We start from the raw sequence: 21,114 nt of genomic DNA, 5'->3' as shown, positions 1-21,114 counted from the left end.
TCATCCCTCGGTGTCGTCGCCTTCGACGATCAGGCGGCGGTCGAGCCCGTGCTTCTGCATCTTTTCGTAAAGGGTTTTCCGGCTGATCCCGAGCGATTCGTAGACCTTCCGCAGATGGCCCCGATGCGCCGCGATGGCCCCGGCGATCACGCTGCGCTCGAATCCCGACACGCGGTCGACCAGACGCGGGGCCGCGGGTCCCGCCCCTTGCAGCCAGTCGAAGCCCAGCACGAAGCGGTCGGCGGCGTTCCGGAGTTCGCGCACGTTGCCCGGCCAGTCGCGGGCAGACAGTTCGACCAGAAGTTCCGGGTCGGGCGTGCGGTCGGGGACATTGTGGCGGGCAGCAGCCTCACGGGCCAGTTGCAGGAAGAGAAGCGGTATGTCCTCGCGCCGGTCCGAAAGCGGCGGCACGCGGAGGGTGGCGACAGCAAGACGATAGAGAAGGTCCTCGCGGAAGGTGCCCGCCGCAACCGCCGCAGCGAGGTCGGCCTTCGAGGTCGCCAGGAACCGGACATCCAGCGGGATCGGGTCATTCGACCCCAGCCGGGTGATGGCCCGGTCCTGCAGCACGCGCAGAAGCCGGGCCTGCAGGTCCAGGGGCATCGAGCCGATCTCGTCCAAGAGGATCGTGCCGCCGCGGGCGTGTTCGAAGCGACCGAAGCGGGGGCGCAAAGCGCCGGGAAAAGCGCCTGCCTCATGGCCGAAAAGCTCCGATTCGATCAGTTGGGCCGGAAGGGCCGCGCAGTTGATGGCGATCAGGGGTCGGCCCGCGCGCGGGGAAAGGTCGTGCATCGCCTGGGCGACAACCTCTTTCCCGGTCCCGGTCGGGCCGGTGATCAGCGCATCCGCCTCGGACGGACCCAGCGTCCTTACCTGGCGGCGCAGGTCGATCACGGCGGGGCTGCGGCCTGGAAGCCGCGCTTCCAGGTCGTCGCGCTGGCCCGCCACGGCGCGCAGGCGGCGGTTCTCGATCACCAGGGCGCGGCGGTCGAGCGCGCGGCGCAAGGTGGCGGCAAGGCGCTGCGTCGTGAAGGGCTTTTCGATGAAGTCGTAAGCCCCGCGGCGCATCGCCTCGACCGCCAATGATACCTCCGCATGACCGGTGATCAGGATCACGGGCAGATCGCGGTCCGAAAGCGTCAGGCGTTCCAGCAGTGTCATGCCGTCCATGCCGGGCATCCGGATGTCCGAAATCACCGCGCCGGTGAAGGCCGGGCCAATCAGCGGCAGGGCCGCCTCGGCGCTGGCGAAGGACTGGACGGTGAAGTCGGCCAGTTCCAGCGCCTGTTCGGTCGACCGGCGCATCGCCTCGTCGTCGTCGATAAGAAGGACGGTCTGCTTCATTCGGCCGCCAGGGCTTCGCGCTGCGCGCGGCGCAGGACCAGGGTGAACACCGCCCCCCCGTCGGGGTGATTGGCGACGCGAAGGTCACCCTCGAAATCCTTCATGATGTTGTAGCTGATCGACAGACCGAGACCGAGGCCCGAGCCGACCTGCTTTGTCGTGAAGAACGGGTCGAAGATGCGGTCCGCGATGGCGGGGGCGACGCCCGGCCCGTGGTCGCGGATGGACAGCGTGACCTCGTCGCCCTCGGTTCGGGCCACGACCTCGATCCGGCGGTCGGCCAGGCCCTCGACAGCATCGGCGGCGTTGGACAGCACGTTGACGATCACCTGTTGCAACCGCACCGGCCCGCCCTGCACCGTGGGCAGATTGGCGGGCAGGTCCAGCAGGACCTCGGCGCGGGCAGCGGTCAGTCGGGCCTCGGCGATCGCCAGCGAGTCCTGGACGACCGCGGCCAGGTCCACCACTTTCAGCGGCTCGTTCGGCTTCCGCGCCACGTTCCGCAAATGGCGGGCGATTGCGGCCATACGGTCGATCAGCCCAAGGATCTGGCCGATGTTTTCCCGCGCACGCGGCAGATCGCCCCGGTCGATCAGAAGGCCCGCGCTGTCGGCATAGTTCCGGGCGGCAGCAAGCGGCTGGTTGATCTCGTGGCTGAGAGCCGCGGACATCCGCCCCAGGGCCGCCAGCTTCCCGGCCTGCACCAGATCCGCCTGCATCCGGTGGAGGTCCTCGTTCGCCCGCGTCAGGTCCGCGGTCCGTTCAGCGACCTGGCGTTCAAGGTCGGCCTGGGCTGCGGCCTGGATCGCCAGCCGTTCGGCCAGCCGTGCGCGGCGCTGGATCAGGGTCCAGGCCAGCAGCAGGCCCACCAGCAACAGCAGCGCGAAGGCCAGGACGGCCAGCCGGGCCTGGGTGCGGAGCGGCGTGGTCTCGAGCAGCACGCGGACCGTCCACCCCGCCCGGGGCATCGGGGTCGCAGCAGCGATGTATTCCCGCGTGGTCCCTGCCCCGTCGGCCAGCCGCAGCAAGGCCACGCCACCGGCTGTCGTCTCGACCGCCTGAATCTCGTCCAGCGCCGCGTCGGAATAGCGGCGAGTGGTCGCCAGCCGTTCGATCCGCTCGGGGGTCAGCGGCAGGAGGCCCCGGTAAAGCCAGCCGGGGTCGGTGGACATGAAGACGACGCCTTCCGGGTCGGTCACGAGGATGCGGTAATCGCGGGCGCGCCAGCCAGCCTCGATCGCGTCGACGCCGATCTTTAGCGCAAGGACGCCCTGCACCCGCCCTGCCCCGTCACGGACCGGCGAGGCGAAGTAGTAGCCGCGCACGCCCGAGGTGGTGCCAAGCGCGAAGTAGCGGCCCGAACCGCCGTCGCGCGCGGCGGTGAAATAGGGCCGGTACGAGAAGTTCTGGCCGACAAAGCTGTCGGGCCGCGCATGGTTCGAGGCGGCGATGGTGTCGCCGGCAAGGTTGATGAGGTAAAGGTCCGAGGCTTCGATCAGCGCATTGGTCTCGGCCAGCCAGCGGTTCATCGCCTGAAGCCGCTGCTCATCCTGCGGACTGGCCAGAACTGCCAGCACATCATCGTCCTGTGCCAGAAGCGCAGGCAGCGCCTCGAACCGGCCCAGGTGGCTGTCCAGCGCATTCACCGTCTGGCGCAGCGTCGTCTCTGCGCGCACCTGGCCGTCGCCAAGCGCAGTGCGGCTGGCCATCCGCTCGACCCCGAGGACGAGAAGGACCGCCCCCGCCGCGAGGAGCCAAAACCATGACTTCAGCCTGCGCTCCATCATGAACCCGCTGTCCTTTTGGCCCATCCCTGCCCTTACCATGACGGGTCCGGGGGTGGGAGATGAAAATCGCCGCCGCCGTCCTGCACTGGGCCGGGGGCGGAAACCGCTTGCAAAAGGTGGCGATCATGGCTTGGGTTGCCGCAAGGCGCGGGCTTTCCCTCGTGCAGTCAAGGGTGTGCGGCAGTACGATGGGCGTGACTCTGAAAGACGTGGCAGAGCGCGCCGGGGTCTCGCGGTCGGCGGTGTCGCGCACCTTTACCGACGGCGCCTCCGTATCTGCCAAGACACGGGCCAAGGTGGAAAAGGCGGCAAGCGAGCTTGGCTATGCGCCGAACGCGCTGGCCTCCAGCCTGACAACCGGTCGGACAAAGCTAATCGGACTGATCGCCAACAACTTCCATAACCCGCTGATCCTGGAGGTATTCGACCTGTTCACCCGGGGCTTGCAGGACCGCGGGCTGCGGCCCCTGCTGGTCAATCTGAGCGATGCGACGGACCCTGCTGCCTCGGTCCGGATGCTGCGCCAGTATTCGGTGGACGGGGTGATCGTGGCGTCCTCGACCCTGCCCACCAGCTTTGCCGAGGCGTTCAAGACCGCCGGCTTCCCGGTGGTGCATGCTTTCGGGCGCTGGTCGGCCGCCCCGGATGTGCCGGTGGTCGGGATCGACAACGTGGCATGCGGACGGATGGCGGCCGAAGCGCTGATCGCACGTGGCTACCGGCGCATCGGGTTTCTGGGCGGTCCGGCGACGGCGACCTCGACGCAGGACCGGGCGACCGGCTTTCTGGAGGCGGTCCGGGCCCATGATGGCATCAGCGCCCGGGTAACCTATGCCGAAGCCTACACCTTCGACGCCGGACGCGCCGAAATGCAGCGGCTTCTAACCGAACCGCAGGAGGCCTATTTCTGCGGCGACGATCTTCTGGCGGTAGGTGCCCTGAGCGCGATCGTCGATGCGGAGCTGAACGTGCCGGGCGACATCGGGCTGATCGGGCTGAACGACATGGAGATGTCGCGCTGGCAGAACATCGGCCTGACCACGATCCACCAACCGGTGGCGCAGATCATCGAAGCGGCGATCAATCTGGTGGTGGCCACGATAGAAGAACCGGACCGCCCTGCGGAGGTCCGGCTTTTTGCCTGCCACGTGGTCGAACGGCGGACCCTGCGCGCCCTGCCTTAGCGGAACATCGGCGGGCGGGCGTCCATCCAGGTGCCACCAGCCTTGGCCGAGGCGACCGCCGTGTGCACCGCTGCCATCGAGCGCACTCCGGCAGCAGCCGTGGGCAGCCCATCGCGCTGTTCGCCGCGGATCGCATCGGCCAGGTCACAGTAGATGTTCGCCACAGCCAAGGGAAAGCCCTCGGGATGCGCGATGGCCACGCGGGACAGGCGCTTGGCGTCGTCGTAAAGACCGCTCTCGCCCTTTTCCATGATCTGGGTGCGCCCACCTACGGGCGTGTAGATCAGCTGGTTCGGCTGTTCGGACGCCCAGCGGAAGCCGCCGGTTTCGCCGAAGACCTGGATGTCGAAGCCATGCTGCCGCCCGATGGCGACCGAGGAGGTCCAGAGCCTTCCAACGGTGCCCTTCGACATGCGGAAGTTGACCATCGCGTCATCCTCCAGCTGGCGGGAGGCGATGGTGGAGGCGAAGTCGGCGGACAGCTTTTCCACCTCGTCGTCGCAGATGAAGCTGGCCATGTGCAGCGCGTGGATGCCGCAATCGGCAAACTGGCCCGAGACACCGGCCATCGCCGGGTCATAGCGCCAGCGGACGCGGGGGTTGTCGGCGTCGGTCGCGTCGCCGTGGTGGCCGTGGCTGAAGTTGGTGACGACCAGGCGCACCTTGCCGATGTCGCCGTTGCGCACCATCGCGCGGGCCTGGCGGACCATCGGATAGGCGGAATAGCAGTAGTTCACCGCGCAGACCTTGCCGGTCTTTTGGGCGATGCGGACGATCTCTTCGCCCTCCTCGACCGTGACGGTCATCGGCTTTTCGCACAGCACGTTGAACCCGGCCTCAAGGAAGGCTTTGGTGATCTGGAAATGGGTCGAATTCGGGGTGGCCACCGTCACCAGATCGCAGCGGTCGGGACGGTTCTTCTCGCCCGCAAGCATTTCCTCCCAGTCGCCATAGGCGCGGTCCGCGGCGACACCCAGACGCTGCGCATATTCGCGGCCCACGTCGGCCCGGTGGTCCAGCGCCCCGGCGACGAGGTTGAAATGTCCGTCCGCCAAAGCGCCCAGACGGTGGGCCGGGCCGATCTGGCTACCCTCACCGCCACCGATCATGCCCCAGTTCAGTTTTGCCATGATGCCCTCAGAAGCCGATGGATTGCAGATAGGCGCGGTTCTTCCGCGCGTCGTCGATGGGATGTACGTCCAGTGTCGGGTCGCAATCCTGCTCGACGGTGCACCAGCCTTCGAAACCTGCGTCAAGCAGGATCTGGCGCACGGCCGGAAAGTCGACGTCGCCGGTGCCGAGGTTGCAGAAGATGCCCTGACCGCAGGCGGCATAGAAGTCGGTGGATTTGGCAATGACATCCGCTTTAACAACCGGGTCGATGTCCTTGAAGTGCATATAGGAAATCCGGTCGATGTGGCGGCGCATGAAAGCCACCGGATCGAAGCCCGCATAGGAATGGTGTCCGGTGTCGAAGCAGATTTTCAGGATATTTTCGTCCACCTCGTCCAGCAGCCGCTCCAGCTCCGGCTCGAAGTCGATGAAGCCCGCCGCGTGGGCATGGATTCCGACAGTCAGGCCATACTCCTCGGCGCCCAGCTTCGCCACGGTGGCGATGCGGTCGCGGAAGGCGCTCCATTCGGCCTGGTCCATCTGCTCGGCCGCGTCGGCCCGGCCCGCAGTCGGGGCGCGGCGGGGCGAGATGCTGTCGATCAGCACCAGGTGCTTTGCGCCATGCGCGGTCAGCGCCTTGCAGGTGCGGACCGCGGCATCCCGGACCTCGTCCCATTTCGCGGGGTCGTGGAAGGGGCGAAAGACGACGCCGCCGATCAGTTCCAGCCCGTTGTCGGCCAGCGCCTCGCCCAGAATGGCGGGGTCCTCGGGCATGAAGCCGATGGGGCCAAGCTCGATCCCCTTGTAGCCCGCTGCCGCACAGTCGGACAGCACCTGCCGCCAGGCCGGGTTGCGGGGATCGTCTGCAAATTCCACACCCCAGGAACAGGGCGCATTGCCGATACGGATGGTCATGGGGTCCTCATGCCGGGAAGGTTTACTGGGGAACGGCGTGCCAGCGGCCGTCGTCGGATGCCTTGAAGGCGGTGTCGATGATCCGGCTGACGGCAAGACCGTCGCGGAAGGTGGGCCAGACCGGTTTGCCGGTGGCGATGGCTTGCAGGAAGTCCTTCGCCTCGATGATGATCTGGTCCTGGTAGCCGGTGCCATGCCCCGGTCCCTGACAGAACGCGAGGTAGTCGGGATGCTGCGGCCCGGTCAGGATCCGGGTGAACCCGCGCGTCGCCTCTGGCCCCTCGGCGCGGTAAAGGTGGACGGCGTTCTGATCTTCCTGGTCGAAGCGAATGCTCCCTTTTGTCCCATGAATTTCATAGGCATAGCCCATCTTCCGGCCCGTGGCGACACGGCTGATGAAGAGGTGCCCCATCACCCCGCTGGTAAAGCGCAACATGATCTGCGCCTGGTCGTCGTTGTCCACCTTCACCGGGCCATTCGGGCCGGGGCGCGTGGCGTGGACGGTTTCGATACGGGCGGAAAGCTCGGTGACCGGACCCATCAGGGCAAGCATGCAGTTGACCGGATGCGGGGCCAGGTCGCCCATGCAGCCGGTTGCGCGACCGGTGGTGCGCCAGGTGGCGGGAAGCGTCGGGTCGGCCAGGAAATCCTCGGTATGTTCGCCGCGGAACCAGGTGATCTGACCGATCACTCCGTCCGCCAGCAGTTGCCGCACGAACTGCGTGGCCGGGGTGCGGACATAGTTGAAGCCGATCATGTTCGGCACGCCCGACGCCTCGGCCGCCGCGATCATCGCCTCCGCATCCTCCAGCGAGGCTCCCAGCGGCTTTTCGCAGAAGACCGGCTTGCCCGCGGCGAAGGCGGCCTCGGCAATCGCGCGGTGGGTGGATTGCGGCGAGGCGATGACCACCGCCTGCACCTTCGGGTCTGCCACAAGGTCCTGCCAGTCCCGCGCCGCGCGGGAAAAGCCATAGGCCTTTGCATAGCGCTGCGCCGAGGCTTCGCTGGTCGCGGCGATCACCTCCAGCCGGGGGCGCAACTGCGTGTCGAACACCGCGCCCACGGCGGAATACGCAACGGCATGCGCCTTGCCCATATAGCCGCCGCCGACCAGTCCGATCCCGATGTCCGTCACAGCCTACCTCCCCCGCTCAGCAGTATTGCAACCGGTTGCAAAACCTGTATCCTCACTCCGCAGGCCGCGCAAGTCCCGTTTGGATCGCGACGGCGGGGAGGAACGGAATGACGCATGCGGGGACCGGAATGGGCAAGACACTCCGGCTGACGGTGGCTCAGGCGATCGTGCGATGGTTGATGAACCAGTACACGCTGGTCGACGGTCGGGAAACCCGCATTTGCGGCGGCGGCTTCGGTATCTTTGGCCACGGCAACGTGCCCTGCCTGGGCGAAGCGCTGTATCCGGTCCACCAGGAAATGCCGCTTTACCGCGGCCAGAACGAACAAAGCATGGGCTTTGCCGCGGCGGCTTACGCCAAGTACCACCTGCGTCGCCGCTTCATGTTCAGCACCGCAAGCGCGGGGCCGGGGACGGCCAATCTTCTGACCGCCGCCGCGTTGGCCCACGCCAACCGCCTGCCGATGCTCATGCTCTGCGGCGACACCTTCCTGACCCGCCTGCCCGACCCGGTCCTCCAACAACTGGAGCATTTCGGAAACCCGACCTTCGGCGTCAACGACGCCTTCAAGGCGGTCAGCCGCTATTGGGACCGGATCACCCACCCCGCGCAGATCCTGCAATCCCTGCCCGCCGCCCTGGCGACCATGCTGGACCCCGCCGATTGCGGCCCGGCGTTCATCGGCCTGCCGCAGGACCTGCAGGGCTGGGCTTACGACTACCCCGAGGCATTCTTTGCCAAGCGCCTCCACCGCATCCGCCGCCAATCCCCCGACAGTCTGGAGATCGCCGAGGCCGCAGCCCTGCTAAAGGCCGCAAAACGCCCGGTGATCGTGGCAGGGGGTGGGGTGCAATACTCCGGGGCGGTGGCGGAACTGACGGCTTTCGCCGAGGCGCACGGCATTCCGGTGGTGGAAACCATCGCGGGCCGGGCGAACCTTGTGGCCGACCATCCGCTGAACATCGGCCCTCTGGGTGTGACGGGATCGGACAGCGCCAACACCGTCGCGGGCGAGGCCGATGTCGTGCTTGCCGTCGGCACAAGGCTGCAGGATTTCACCACCGGGTCCTGGACGGTCTTTGCGCCCGAGGCCCGGCTGATCGGGCTGAACGCCGGACGGCATGACGCGGCCAAGCACCAATCGCTGGCCGTCGTGGGGGATGCGCAACTTGGCCTTCTGGCGCTGGAGGCCGCGTTGACCGGCCACCGCGCCCCATCCGACTGGCTGGCCCGCGCGCAAGGAGAGCGCAAGACCTGGGACGCCTACGTCGCCGCCAACGTGGCACATGGCAACCGCCCGAACTCCTACGCCCAGGCCATCGGCGTGGTGAATGCGCTGTGCCATCCGCGTGACCGGGTTGTGACGGCGGCGGGGGGCCTGCCCGCCGAAGTCACCGCCAACTGGCGCACCCTCGGCATCGGCACGGTGGATGTGGAATTCGGCTTTTCCTGCATGGGCTACGAGATTGCCGGGGGCTGGGGCGCCCGGATTGCCCAGTCCGAGGGCGAGGCGGACCGCGACACCATCGTCTTCGTCGGCGACGGCAGCTATCTTCTGATGAACTCCGACATCTACTCATCTGTTCTGACAGGGAAAAAGCTGATCGTTCTGGTCCTGGACAACGGCGGCTTTGCAGTCATCAACAAGCTGCAGAACAACACCGGGCAGGCCAGCTTCAACAACCTGATCGCCGATTGCCCCACGGTGGCCGAGCCCTTCGCGGTGGATTTCGAGGCCCACGCCCGCGCGATGGGCGCCAATGCCGAGACGGTCGCCAACCCCGCCGCATTGGCCGAGGCGTTCCAGCGCGCCAAGGCGGCGGAAAAGACCAGCATCATCGTCATGCAGGTCGATCCTTACGAGGGTTGGACCACCCAGGGCCACGCCTGGTGGGAGATCGGCACCGCCGAGGTCTCTGCCAGCGACGATGTCCGCACCAAGCATGCCGAGGTGGAAGCGGGCCGCGCGGGCCAGCGGCGGGGTCTCTGATGGCCGATCTTTCGCGCCTGCAGGGTCGCAACTTCCTGGTCATCGGGCGGGCGGGCATGGACCTTTATGCCGATCCACCTGGCACCCGGATCGAGGAAGCCACCCGTTTTACCACGGCGCTTGGCGGATCGTCGGCCAACATCGCCGTGGCCCTGACGCGGCAGGATTGCCGGGCCGCTTTGCTGACCTGCGTGTCCGACGACGCCGTGGGCCGCTTCTGCCTGACACAGCTTGACGCCTACGGCATCGACCGCACCCATGTCCGCGCCGTCACGGGCGAGCCGCGCAATTCGCTGGCCGTGGTCGAGACGCGGGCGCAGGACTGCCAGTCGGTCATTTACCGCAACAACGCTGCCGACTTCGCCATGACCGTCGCGGATGTGGAGCCTGTGGATTACGCCGCCTTCTCAGCCCTCATCACCACCGGTACGGTGCTGGCCGCGGAGCCCTCGCGTAGTGCGGCGTTCCGGGCCTTCGAGTTGGCCCGCGCTGCTGGTCTGCCGCTGATCTTCGACGTGGACTACCGCCCTTATTCCTGGCCCTCGCCCGCCGTCGCGGCCGAGGTCTATTCCCGCGCCGGGGCGATGTGCGACATCATCGTCGGCAATGACGTCGAGTTCGGCTTCATGGCCGGACATGCCGACCTTGGACTTGAAAAGGCGCGCAGCCTGATCGCCGAGGGCGCCAAGATCGTAGTCTACAAGATGGGCGAAAAGGGCGCGGTGACGATCACGGCGGAGGGTGAGTTCGCCACCGGCATCTACCCGACCCAGGCGCTGAAACCCACCGGTGCGGGCGACAGTTTCCTCGGCAGCTTCATCGCGGGACTGGCTGGCGGTCTGCCCGTCCGGGACTCGGTCCTGCGGGGGTCCGCAGCCGCCGCGATGGTCGTGGCCCGCGTCGGCTGCGCCCCGGCCATGCCAACCCATGCCGAGCTTGACGCCTTCCTCGCCCACCACAGCGGCCCGTCCGCATAAAAGGGACCACCCATGCACATCGCCCCCCACGACAACCAGAACCAGCCCATCGTCGACCGGGAGCATCCGCTGGTTCCCTACGTCTACTTCAACATCGTCCACCTCAAGGCGGGGGCACATTTCGACTATCGCACCCCCGGCTACGAGACCTGCGTAGTCCCCGCCACCGGCACGGTGACGGTGGAAACGGCGGGCGAGACCTTTGCGGGCATCGGCAACCGGGACGTCGATGTCTGGGACGGCGAACCGGAGGGCGTCTATGTCCCGCAGGACACCGGCGCACGGATCACGGCACTGACCGATACCGAGGTCTTCATCGCGGGTGCGAAGTTCGCCGAGACCTTGCGACCCTTCGCCGTGCGCGTCGCGGACATCGACAAGGTGCAATACGGGTCCGACGACACCAAGACCCACCGCAAGATCAAGCATATCCTGGGGGCCGCCTACCATGACCGAGTCGGCCGCCTGCTCGTGTCCGAGCTTTACACCGTGGGCGCGGGCGGCTGGTCGGGCTTTCCGTCCCACAAGCACGACACCGACCGCCTGCCGGATGAGACGCGGCATGACGAATGCTACAACTTCCGCTTCCGGCCCGACTATGGGTCCGGCCTGCAGATGCTGCAGCGGGTGGATAACCAGCCCGGCGACGCCTATCACATCATGAACCGCTCCACGGTGCTGATCGACAAGGGCTACCACCCCTGCTGCGTCTTGCCGGGGTACGAGATGTACTATTTCACTATCCTCGGCGGCCAAAGCCAGCGCAGCCTGAAGCAGTATTTCCAGCCGACCCACGCTGCGCAGTTGCACACGATCCCCGGCATCATGGACATGGTGGCCAAGTTCAAATGACCATTGCGACCTTGGCCCAGGTGCTGCAACCGGCGCTTCGGGACGGCTATGCCGTCCCCGGCCTGGTCTGCCTCGGCTGGGAGGACATGCGCGCCTTTGTTGCCGCAGCCGAGGCGGAACGCGCGCCCATCATCCTGCAGGCCGGGCCAGCCTGCCGCGCCCACACGCCCCTGCCGATCCTGGGCCGGATGTTCCGCCACCTTGCCGAAGAAGCAAGCGTCCCCGTCGTGGCGCATCTCGACCACGGTAGCTCGCTGGACGAATGCCGCGCCGCGCTGGACGCGGGGTTCACCTCGCTGATGTTCGACGGCTCGCAATTGCCGCTGCAACAGAACATCGATCTGACCGCAGCGGTGGCGGAACTGGCCCATGCCGCCGGCATCGGGTGCGAAGGCGAGATCGGGTTCGTCGGCTACTCCGGCGGGGCTGCTTCCGCCGGAACCGACCCCGCCGAAGCAGCCCGTTTTGCCCGCGAGACCGGCGTCGACGCGATGGCGATCTCGGTCGGGAACCTCCATCTGCAAGAGGGTCCGGGCAGCGGGCTGGACCTTGACCGCCTTCGCGCCATCGAGGCGCTGACCGATGTCGCCCTGGTCATCCACGGCGGCTCGGGCGTCCCCCTGCCCCAGCGGGCCGCGCTGGCCGCGACCAGCCGGATCGCCAAGGTCAATATTGGCACCGAGTTGCGCATGGCCTTCGGGTCCGCCCTGCGTGAGGCAGTGAACCGCGACCCCGACCGCTTCGACCGGATCGCGATCCTGCGCGAAACCGAGGCTCCGGTGATGCAGGCCTGCCGCGCCATCCTGCGCAACCTCGGTGCCGCTGGACGGGCGCAAGGGTGATCAGCACGTCCGGGGGAGATGTCCCCGCGGGATCACGCCGCCTGCGGCACGTGCCGCTGCCCAGACGCTTTGCCGCCATTCAGCCCGACCGCCGCCGACCGCTTTCATCAAAGACCAGCGCCTGGTCCGCGTCGAAGGCGAGGCCCACGCTTTCGCCGACCGAGGCCGCAAGTCGGCCCGCACCTTGCACGCACAGCATGCCAACCGGCGTCGCGACATGCACAAGGGTCTGGTTGCCCAGCCGCTCGACCAGGCTGACCGTACCGGAGAGGCGTGCGCCGTCTGCGGGCACCATCTGGATGTGTTCCGGCCGCACCCCGATTTCATACGCCGTCACACCGACGGCGGCACCGGGCAGGAAGTTGATCGCCGGGTTGCCGATGAACCCCGCCACGAAGCGGTTGGACGGGTTTTCATACAGGTCCATCGGACCGCCGATCTGCTGCACCTCGCCTGCGTTCATGACCACGATCTTGTTGGCCATCGTCATCGCCTCGACCTGATCATGGGTCACATAGATCATCGTGGCCCCAAGGTCGCGGTGCAGGTTCGACAACTCGATCCGCATCTGGACGCGAAGCAGCGCGTCCAGATTCGACAGGGGTTCGTCAAACAGAAAGACCTGCGGGTTGCGCACCAAAGCACGACCGATCGCGACGCGCTGGCGCTGGCCGCCGGACAACTCGGCCGGGCGGCGGGCAAGAAGGGGATCAAGCTGGAGAAGCTTCGCCACCTCGGTTGCGCGGGCCAGCCGCGTGGCCTTGGCGACGCCGGCAGCCTCCAGCGAGAAGGCGATGTTCTCGGCCACCGACATGTGCGGGTAAAGCGCATAGGACTGGAAGACCATCGCGATCTGGCGGTTCGAGGGTTCCTGCATCGTCACATCACGTCCGGCGATCTCGATCCGGCCAGAGCTTGGTTCTTCCAGCCCGGCGATCAGCCGCAGAAGCGTGGACTTGCCGCAGCCCGAAGGCCCGAGAAGGGCGCAGAATTCGCCCTTCCGCACTTCCAGGTCAACGCCCTTGATCGCCTCGAATGCGCCGAAGCTTTTGCGCAACGAGGTCAGGCGCAGTTGCGCGTCGGCCATCGGCTACTCCCGGATCCAGACCTGCATCGGGTTCGGGCCCCGGTTGCACCAGATGTAATAGGGCACGGCCAGCAGCGGTGACGGCCCTTCCGCCGGTGGATGCGTGCGGTAGAGTGCGGCGTCCTGGTCGGCGATCGCGGCCCCTTCCGCCTTGAGGACGCTGATCCCGCCCAGAAGGTCGGCGCGGAAATCGTCGGACAGAGCGCACGCGCGCGGCAGGCGCAGACGGTGAAGCGGGGCGGCTTGGTCCTGGCTCTCGAAGCAGTAGACCAGCGGGCCGCGCCGCAGGGCCACGCGGCCGACGTCGGCCTTGATCTCGGGGTGCGGCCACAGGCGTTGGGCGGGCATGGGCAGGTCCAGTTCGATCACATCTCCGGGTTTCCAGGTACGGTCAAGGCGCAGGTAGCCGCGTTCGGGGGTGACGGGGACGTCCGCCCCGGCCACGCGGACCCGCGGCGCTTCGCACCAGGCGGGAATGCGGAGCGACAGGGTGAAGGCCTGTGGCGCCTCGGGCGTGACCTCGATGCGGACCGCCCCGGTCCAGGGGTAGGAGGAGCTTTCCGCGATGCGGACCTTGCCGCCTTGCAGGGCGACTTCAGTCTCGGACCCGCCGTAAAGATGGACGGCCACTTCGTTGTCCCCAAGTCCGTAGACATAGCCGCCGACCGAAGCGACCAGGCGGGCCACGTTCATCGTGCAGCAGGGACATGGGTGCCAGTCCCAGCGGCGGTGGCTGCCATCGCTGTCCAGCTTGTTGTCGTAGAAGTAGGTATCCCCCTCACGCGAGAGCCCAGCCAGCGCGTTGTTGTACAGCGCCAGTTCCAGAAGGTCGGCATACTGGCCGTCGAGGTCCAGGTTCAGCATCCGCGCCGCCCAGAAGATCATCGCGCAAGAGGCGCAGGTCTCGGCATAGGCGGTGTCGTTCGGCAGGTCGTAGTCCTGGGTGAAGCCCTCGTTCCGGGCCGAGGGGCCAAAGCCGCCAGTGACATACATCCGGGTCGAGGTGACGTCCTTCCACAGTGTCTCGCAGACCTGCTTCAACTCGCCGTCGTCATGCTCGGCGGCCAGATCGGCCATCGCGGTGTAAAGATACATCGCACGGACGGCGTGGCCGACGACCTTGGTCTGCTGGCGGACCGGCAGGTGGGACTGGCTGTATTCGTAGGTCCCCTGCCCGTACTTGCCCGCAGGCTCGCCGCGCGCGTCGCGTTCCTGGTCGAAGTAGTGGGGCTGCTGGCCCCGTTCGTCGACGAAGTAGGTCGCAAGGTCCAGATACTTGCGCTTGCCCGTGGCGTGCCAGGCCTTGATCAGCGCCAGTTCCACCTCGGGGTGGCCGCAATAGCCGCGCTTTTGCCCCGGACCGCGGCCGAACACGGTGGCGACATGGTCGAAGGCGCGTTCCATCACCTGCATCAGCCGGTCCTTGCCGGTGGCACGCAGGTAGGCGACCGCGCCCTCCAGGATGTGGCCAAGGTTGTAAAGCTCGTGGTTGTCGCGGAGGTTGGTCCAACGGTTCTGCGGCTCGCGTTCCAGATACCAGCAATTGACGTAACCGTCTGGCTCCTGCGCCTTTTCCAGGTCGTCGATGATCGCCTCGATCTGCGCCTCGATCTCCGGATCGCGGCGGTGCGACAGGGCGTATGAGGCGGCCTCGATCCATTTGCCGACGTCGCTGTCCCAGAAGATCTGGGTGCTGAACCCGTCGGCATGGGGCTTGAAGGTCAGCGGTGGGACGGGCTTTGGCAGCTTGAGGCTTTCCAGCACGTTGTACTTGGCAAGCTGGGCGTGCTGGCTGGGGATCGTGGTCTTCAGCACGGTGTCCAGCCGTTCGGACCAGAAAGCGCCGGTGATCTTCACGTCGGCAAAGGGGATGGATGAATAGCGGCGCATGGGGTCCTCCGTCAGGTGCTTTCACGCACGACAAGCGTGCAGGGCAGGCGCAGGGTGCCAGAGGCCTCTGCGCCCTTGATCATCTGGGTCATCTTCTGCCCGGCCTCGGCGCCAAGCTGGATCAGGTTCATGTCGACCGAGGTCAGCGCGGGGCGGCAGGCCTCGGCCATCACGGTCCAGTTGTCGAAGCCGGTCAGCGCGACCTCGCCGGGACAGGCAATCCCCGCCTCGCGCAGGGCGTCGGCGCACCCGCGGGCGATGAGGTCGTTGCCGCAGACGATGGCGTCCGGGCGCACCGGGTCGGACATCAGCTGCGCTGTGGCCGCGCGACCCCAGGCTTCGGACCAGCTGCCGTGCAACAGGCGGCCGGGTTCCAGGCCCGCGTCGGTCAACGCCTCGCGCCATCCTTCCGCGCGCAGCCGCACCGCCTCGAAGTCGCTTGGGCCGGTGACATGGGCGATGCGGCGGCGGCCGCGCTGGACCAGATGGTCGGTCGCCAGCCGCGCGCCGCCCTTGTCGTCCGGCAAAAGCGTCAAAGCTTCGGGCGCGTCCCCCTGGCTGAAGACATAGATCACCGGCACACCCAGGCCGCGCAGATCCACCGAGGGCCGGCGGTCCGCGCGCCGCGCCGTGACGATCAGCCCGTCGATCTGCTTTGCCAAGAGCTGGTCCAGGTGCGCCTTTTCGCGTTCCGCGTCGTCGGTGGCGTTGACCATGAAGACGCCCACGCCGGATTGCGACAGCACACCCTCCAGCCCCTCCATGATCGGCATGGTGAAGCGGCCGAAGCTGTCGTTCGAAATCAGCCCGACCGAACCCGACAACCCGGTGTGCAGGCTGCGCGCCAGCATGTTCGGGCGGAAGTGCAGCGCGCGGGCGGTCTCCATCACCCGTTTCCGGGTGTCCTCGGACAGCGAGCCCGTGCCATTCAGCGCCTTCGACACCGTGCCGATCGAAACCCCCGCCGCCCGTGCGACATCGTGGATCGTGGCACTGCCGCGCGGCTTGTCGTCTGCACTCATTTCACGGCTCCAGCCAGCAATCCGGAGACGTAGTATTTCTGCAAGGCAAGGTAGACCAGCAGGCAAGGCAGCATCGACACCACGACCGAGGCTTGCAAGGCACCCCAGTCCACCGACCCGAAATCACCCGAAACAACGCCGGTCAGCATGATCGGCACCGTGAAGGCGCTTTCCGTGTTCATCAGGATCAACGCGCCGATGAACTCGTTCCACGAGGTGATGAAGGCGAACAGCGCCACGGTGACCATGCCCGGCAGAGCCAGCGGGATGAACACCCGGCGCAGTTGGAAGGCGGTGGAGGCCCCGTCGACGCGGGCGGCCTCTTCCAGCTCTTTCGGCACGGCCTCGAAGCTGTTGCGCATCAGGTAGACGGAAAACGGCAGCTGCAGGATCGTGTGCAGGATCGCGAGGCCGAAGTGATTGGCGGTCAGCCCCAGCTTGGCGAACATCAGGTAGATCGGCACCAGAAGCGCCTGGTAGGGCACCATCATCGAGGCCAGGATCAGGACGAACCACACCTCTTTTCCCGGCACCGGGAAGCGGGCCAGCGCAAAGCCCGCCGGGACCGACAGGACAAGGCACAAGACAATGGTCATCCCCGCCACCAGGGCGGAATTGCGGACATAGGTCCAGATGCCCTGCTGGTAGTTCGCGACCTTCTGGTAGTTCTCGGTGCTGAGGGCCGAGGGCAGGTAGGTCGGCGGCACCGCCGAGGTTTCGGCCAGCGGCCGGAAGGAGGCCAGGAAGGACATCACCAGCGGCATCAGCATCAGGGTGATGACAGCGATGCAGATCGCGGCCACCAGCCACCCGCGCGCCTGGCGGGCCAATGGCTTGGGCGGCAGGGCAAGGGTCGCCATGTTCATCGCCGCCCCCGTTGCAGGCGCAGCTGGATGACGGTCATCGACATGATCACGACCATCAGGATCACCGACAGGGCGGCGGAATAGCCAAGGTCAAAGCGGACAAATCCGGCCTGATAGATCATGTAGACCGAGGTGAAGGTCTTGCCGCGGGGCCCTCCCCCCGTCATCAGGTAGAACTGGTCGAAGGCCAGCATCGACCCGATGACCGAGATTACGGTGGCCATCACCAGCGAGCGCGCGGCCAGGGGAAGCACGATCCGGCGGACCTGCAAGGCGGGCGAGGCGCCGTCGATGCGGGCGGCCTCGAACAGGTCGGCGCTGATCGACTGGATACCCGCCATGATCAGGATCATCCCGAAGCCGACCACTTTCCAGGTGACCGAAATGATGACGGCCGCCAGCCCGGTTTCCGCCTTGCGGAACCAGACCACCGGCTCGTCGATGGCACCCAGGTCGACGAGAAGCTGGTTGAAAAGCCCGACCTGCTGGTCAAAAAGCCAGAACCAGAGGAGCGACGACGAGGCGAGGCCGATCACCACGGGCAGGAAGACCACGCTGCGTGTCAGGCGGCGCAAGGGCGTGTTGGGCGAAACCAGAAGCGCCAGCGCAAAGCCGAGGCCCATCAGGATCGGCGTGATCACTGCGGTATAAAGCAGGGTGAACTTGAACGCCGCCCAGAATTTCGGATCTCCGAAAGCCGTGCGGTAGTTCTCCAGCCCCACCCACTCCCCCCCGCCCAGAAGCGAGGTCGAGGTGAACGACAGCCAGACAAGGTGCACCATCGGCCACAGCACGAAGAAGCTGACGAAGGCAAGCGTCGGGGCGAGCCAGGCAAGGCCGACAAGGGCGTTCCTGCGGGTGGACATTTGCGCGTTCCCGGGGTTGGCGAGGGCTGGAGACGGGGGCCGGACGGACCGGCCCCCGAGGGGTCACTTGGAGGCGATGGCCAGCATCTCGGCCCGGGCCGCTTCGATAGCGCCGTCGATGTCGCCATCGAAGATCGCCGTCTGGACCATGATGATCCAGGGCGACGAGTCCGAGTTCACCATGTCGGCGAAGTGGAAGACCCACGGGACATAGCCCACCGACAGCGCCTTCGCCGTGGTCAGCACCTTGTCGTTGCCCTTGGTGAACTCGTTGTCGGCCAGATCGGTCCGGGTGGTCAGGATCGAGTTCTTGGCAAGGCCCTGAAGCTGCGCCTCGTCCGACAGGACCCAGGCCACGAACTCCCGTGCAGCGGCTTCATTCTTGCCCCCGGCAGGAATCGCCACCACGTCACCTCCGACGAAGGCCGAAACCTGCCCCGGTTCGGCACCGGGCAGCAGCGTCAGGCCATAGTTGAAATCGGGGTGCTCGCGCTTCATCAGGCTGATGAGGAAGCCTCCGGTCCCGGCGATGCCGATCTTGCCCGAGGCAAAGGCCGAAACGAAGTTCGCCCCGGTATCGACTTCGGCATTCTCGGGGATCATGCCTTCGTCCCACATGGTCTTGTAGGCTTCCAGCACCAGCTTGACGCCGTCGCCGGTCAAGGCCTCATCCTCGCCGTTGCGGGGCAGCATCTTCGATCCTGCGGCAACCATCATCGGCGAGGTGACGAAGATGTTGCAGCCGGGACAGGCGCCGGAAAACCAGAAACCGTAGGTATCCCCGCCCAGGGCGCGAATCTTGCGCGCGTGATCGACGATTTCGGCGACCGTGGTCGGCCCCTTCTCGGGGTCAAGCCCCGCGGCCTTGTAAAGGTCCTTGTTCCACGCAAGAACCGACACGTCCGGCGTGAAACCGACGCCATAGATCTTGTCCTCATAGGTGGCGATGTCCTTGTAGGCCTGGACATGGGTGGCATAGTTCGTATCTGCGTTCAGCTGCTCCGTCAGATCGGTCAGCAGCCCCGCCTTCATGAAGTCTGGCATGTAGATCAGGTCAAAGGACACCAGGTCCGGGCTGTCGCCCCCCTGTGCCGAGGTCGCCAGCTTGGTCACCATCTGGTTGTCCGGAATGGCGGTCAGCGTGATCTTGTTCTCGTGGCCAGAGTTCCACAGCTCGACCATCAGCTTTCCGGGGTCTGCGGCACTTTCGCGGACCCACATGGTCAGTTCTTCGGCGTGAACAGGCAAGGCGGTCAGGGCCGCTAAAATGCAAGCCGCAAGGGGTCCCGAAATCCGGGGTCTACGTCTGGTCATCGTCCATCCTCCCTCATGTGCCATTCGGCACGGTGACTGGCTGGGTCTCCTCCCCAGTTTCGGAAAAGCTTTTCCGTTCCGATATCAACGCATCCCTAGGCCTATGGCCCCGGGCTGAAGTTGACGAACGGATGAGTCGGAAAAGCTTTTCCGCATCCATCGAAACACAGGGATGAATTTCCGTCAATGAGCATCAAGGCAGCGTGGTCTTCCGGCGGATACGCCCTTGAGCATCGCGCCCGATCCAAGTTAGGAGCACCGCACAAACAGCCCCGACGGCCAGATGCGGCAGGCACCTCGCGACGAAAGGCGACCCCCTGCCCTCAAGCATCTTCACCTGACGCTGCCCCCCGGTCTTCAAGCCGTGGAGTCGGGAACGCTTCCACAATCGCCCCTGCCCCGCCGCAGCGAAGGTCCCCGACCCAGCACCCGTCGGCCCAACTGAAACCCGCCTCTCAGCCGACGCCGCCACCGCAGGCTAAGCCACCAAGAATTTCCCCCATACCCAGATAGTGCTTGCATACGTATGCCAAACACATCACTTGTTGCGGCATCAGGAAGGATGCTTTGCTTTTCCATGAGTCGGGAAGCGGCGCAGGTGGAGAGATGACAATGTCGGACAAGTCGATGAACCCAAAGGGTGGCGATCTCACGCCCGCCACGACCGGCCGCGTCCTGCAGGTCGAGCGACATGATTACCCCGACCTCGCCCCCCAGAACGCCAAGCGCACCCAGCCCATGCGCGGCTTCGATCCGATCTACACCGACATCGTCGACTACATCGTCCGCTGCACCCACCTGATCTGGGACGAGCGCGACATCGGCCTGATCTACTCCCACTACACGCACAACTGCGTGCTCTACGGCACCACCGGCACGCTCTACACCCGCGAGGAAGTCGTCCGCGACACGATCCAGCGCCTCGTCTCCTTCCCCGAACGCCGCGGCATGGCGACCCACGTGATCTGGAAGGGGAACGAGGACGACGGCTTTTACACCTCGCACCTCGTCACCGGAACTGGGCGGCACAGCCAGAACGGGCATCTCGGGCCGGCCACCGGGCGCATGTTCACCAGCCGCACCGTCGCCGACTGCATGATCTATGAAAACAAGATCTACCGCGAATGGGTCGTCGCCGACACCACCGCCATCCTGCAGCAACTGGGCGTGGACGTGCAGGGTTATGCCGAGCGCATCGCGAAGTCCGCCTTCGACAAGGGCATGGTTTCGCTGGATATCGGCGAAAACCGCCACATGATCGGCCAGTACCCGCCCGAGGCCGAACCGGACCTCTCCCTCGCCTCGACCGACCTCGAACGCCACACGCTGCGCTGGCTGCACGATGTCTTCAATCGCAAGATGCTGGGCACCATCGCCAAGGTCTACGCCCCCACCGCCCAGTACCACGGCCCCCTGATGGCCGAACTGTACGGCCACGCCGCGATCATCCACCAGACGCTGGGCCTGATCGGCTCCATCCCCGACGCGGCCTTCACCGTCCACCACATCTGCTCCACCCCCTGCGAGGAGGGCGGCGAGAAGGTGGCCGTCCGCTGGATCATGGAAGGCCACCACATCGGCTACGGCATCCTGAACCACCTCGGCGCGCCGACCGGCAAGCGGGTGCAGATCATGGGCATCACCCACTTCCACTACAAGAACGGCAAGATCGTCGACGAATGGCGCGTCTATGACGAAGCCTCGGCGCTGGTCCAGGTCAAGCTGGCCCAGATGGCGGACGTCAAGGCGGCAAGTCTCAACCCCGACAGCTGACCTCGCGATCTGCAGGAATTCCGGCCCGCCCTACCTGGCGGGCCGTTTGCATTCCCGACGCGGGATTCGATCCCGACATAAATGTTTGCAATCGTATGCAAAGCGTGTTTAGAATTTGAGACCGAGCATGGGGGCCATGAGTCTCCTGCCGCTCCA

17 protein-coding genes are annotated in these 21,114 nt (G+C 66.2%); 6 read left to right on the top strand and 11 right to left on the bottom strand.

The window, feature by feature from the left end; all coding sequences use genetic code 11:
* A complete protein-coding gene (locus tag Q0C42_RS11280; RefSeq protein ID WP_295075468.1) occupies nucleotides 1-1,344 on the bottom strand; it encodes a sigma-54 dependent transcriptional regulator in 1,344 nt (447 codons plus the stop codon).
* Nucleotides 1,341-3,131 (bottom strand): ATP-binding protein, encoded by a 1,791-nt coding sequence (locus tag Q0C42_RS11275; RefSeq protein ID WP_295075465.1) that lies wholly within the window; start codon nucleotides 3,129-3,131, stop codon nucleotides 1,341-1,343. Before Q0C42_RS11275 ends, Q0C42_RS11280 begins: the two co-directional genes overlap by 4 nt.
* Nucleotides 3,132-3,319: 188 nt before the next feature.
* Between Q0C42_RS11275 and Q0C42_RS11270 the strand changes: the two genes are divergently transcribed.
* The gene (locus tag Q0C42_RS11270; protein ID WP_295076279.1) at nucleotides 3,320-4,315 is read left to right on the top strand and encodes a LacI family DNA-binding transcriptional regulator; all 996 of its coding nucleotides are present in this window, start codon (nucleotides 3,320-3,322) and stop codon (nucleotides 4,313-4,315) included.
* Here the strand turns inward: Q0C42_RS11270 and Q0C42_RS11265 are convergent.
* From Q0C42_RS11265 to Q0C42_RS11255, 3 genes are read right to left on the bottom strand one after another with little or no spacing between them, the layout of a single operon-like run.
* A complete protein-coding gene (locus Q0C42_RS11265) occupies nucleotides 4,312-5,445 on the bottom strand; it encodes a Gfo/Idh/MocA family oxidoreductase (RefSeq protein WP_295075463.1) in 1,134 nt (377 codons plus the stop codon). The genes Q0C42_RS11270 and Q0C42_RS11265 overlap by 4 nt on opposite strands.
* A 7-nt stretch (nucleotides 5,446-5,452) precedes the next feature.
* On the bottom strand, nucleotides 5,453-6,343 hold the full coding sequence (locus Q0C42_RS11260; RefSeq protein ID WP_295075460.1) for a TIM barrel protein: 891 nt from the start codon (nucleotides 6,341-6,343) through the stop codon (nucleotides 5,453-5,455).
* A 22-nt stretch (nucleotides 6,344-6,365) separates the two neighbouring features.
* Entirely contained in the window at nucleotides 6,366-7,478 is a 1,113-nt protein-coding gene (locus Q0C42_RS11255) for a Gfo/Idh/MocA family oxidoreductase (RefSeq protein ID WP_295075457.1), read from the bottom strand.
* A 107-nt stretch (nucleotides 7,479-7,585) separates the two neighbouring features.
* On the opposite strand from Q0C42_RS11255, the gene iolD reads away from it, so the two are divergent.
* Genes iolD through Q0C42_RS11235 form a run of 4 tightly spaced genes read left to right on the top strand, consistent with a single transcriptional unit; the run spans nucleotide 7,586 to nucleotide 12,140 of the window.
* The gene (gene iolD, locus Q0C42_RS11250; RefSeq protein ID WP_295075454.1) at nucleotides 7,586-9,469 is read left to right on the top strand and encodes a 3D-(3,5/4)-trihydroxycyclohexane-1,2-dione acylhydrolase (decyclizing); all 1,884 of its coding nucleotides are present in this window, start codon (nucleotides 7,586-7,588) and stop codon (nucleotides 9,467-9,469) included.
* The gene (gene iolC / locus Q0C42_RS11245; protein WP_295075451.1) at nucleotides 9,469-10,446 is read left to right on the top strand and encodes a 5-dehydro-2-deoxygluconokinase; all 978 of its coding nucleotides are present in this window, start codon (nucleotides 9,469-9,471) and stop codon (nucleotides 10,444-10,446) included. Before iolD ends, iolC begins: the two co-directional genes overlap by 1 nt.
* 12 nt (nucleotides 10,447-10,458) lie before the next feature.
* A complete protein-coding gene (locus Q0C42_RS11240) occupies nucleotides 10,459-11,298 on the top strand; it encodes a 5-deoxy-glucuronate isomerase (protein WP_295075448.1) in 840 nt (279 codons plus the stop codon).
* Nucleotides 11,295-12,140 carry a class II fructose-bisphosphate aldolase gene (locus Q0C42_RS11235; protein WP_295075445.1) on the top strand — a complete coding sequence of 282 codons (846 nt, stop codon included), beginning with the start codon at nucleotides 11,295-11,297 and terminating at the stop codon, nucleotides 12,138-12,140. The genes Q0C42_RS11240 and Q0C42_RS11235 overlap by 4 nt, the downstream gene beginning before the upstream one ends.
* Before the next feature lie 79 nt (nucleotides 12,141-12,219).
* On the opposite strand, the gene Q0C42_RS11230 is transcribed toward Q0C42_RS11235, so the two are convergent.
* From Q0C42_RS11230 to Q0C42_RS11205, 6 genes are all read right to left on the bottom strand, one after another.
* Entirely contained in the window at nucleotides 12,220-13,227 is a 1,008-nt protein-coding gene (locus Q0C42_RS11230) for an ABC transporter ATP-binding protein (RefSeq protein WP_295075442.1), read from the bottom strand.
* Nucleotides 13,228-13,230: 3 nt separating this feature from the next.
* Nucleotides 13,231-15,117 (bottom strand): beta-L-arabinofuranosidase domain-containing protein, encoded by a 1,887-nt coding sequence (locus Q0C42_RS11225; RefSeq protein ID WP_295075440.1) that lies wholly within the window; start codon nucleotides 15,115-15,117, stop codon nucleotides 13,231-13,233.
* An 11-nt stretch (nucleotides 15,118-15,128) separates the two neighbouring features.
* On the bottom strand, nucleotides 15,129-16,139 hold the full coding sequence (locus tag Q0C42_RS11220; protein WP_295075437.1) for a LacI family DNA-binding transcriptional regulator: 1,011 nt from the start codon (nucleotides 16,137-16,139) through the stop codon (nucleotides 15,129-15,131).
* A complete protein-coding gene (locus Q0C42_RS11215) occupies nucleotides 16,136-17,005 on the bottom strand; it encodes a carbohydrate ABC transporter permease (RefSeq protein ID WP_295075434.1) in 870 nt (289 codons plus the stop codon). The genes Q0C42_RS11220 and Q0C42_RS11215 overlap by 4 nt, the downstream gene beginning before the upstream one ends.
* The gene (locus Q0C42_RS11210) at nucleotides 17,002-17,871 is read right to left on the bottom strand and encodes a carbohydrate ABC transporter permease (protein WP_295075430.1); all 870 of its coding nucleotides are present in this window, start codon (nucleotides 17,869-17,871) and stop codon (nucleotides 17,002-17,004) included. The genes Q0C42_RS11215 and Q0C42_RS11210 overlap by 4 nt, the downstream gene beginning before the upstream one ends.
* 63 nt (nucleotides 17,872-17,934) lie before the next feature.
* On the bottom strand, nucleotides 17,935-19,185 hold the full coding sequence (locus Q0C42_RS11205; protein ID WP_295075427.1) for a sugar ABC transporter substrate-binding protein: 1,251 nt from the start codon (nucleotides 19,183-19,185) through the stop codon (nucleotides 17,935-17,937).
* Nucleotides 19,186-19,791: 606 nt separating this feature from the next.
* On the opposite strand from Q0C42_RS11205, the gene Q0C42_RS11200 reads away from it, so the two are divergent.
* Nucleotides 19,792-20,958 (top strand): ester cyclase, encoded by a 1,167-nt coding sequence (locus tag Q0C42_RS11200; RefSeq protein WP_295075424.1) that lies wholly within the window; start codon nucleotides 19,792-19,794, stop codon nucleotides 20,956-20,958.
* Nucleotides 20,959-21,114: the final 156 nt, after the last annotated feature.

The sequence above is a fragment of the Tabrizicola sp. genome (genome assembly GCF_022842145.1).
GTDB lineage: Bacteria > Pseudomonadota > Alphaproteobacteria > Rhodobacterales > Rhodobacteraceae > Tabrizicola.
The sequence above is the reverse complement of the archived record's forward strand: the minus strand, read 5'-3'. Positions and strand labels throughout refer to the sequence as shown.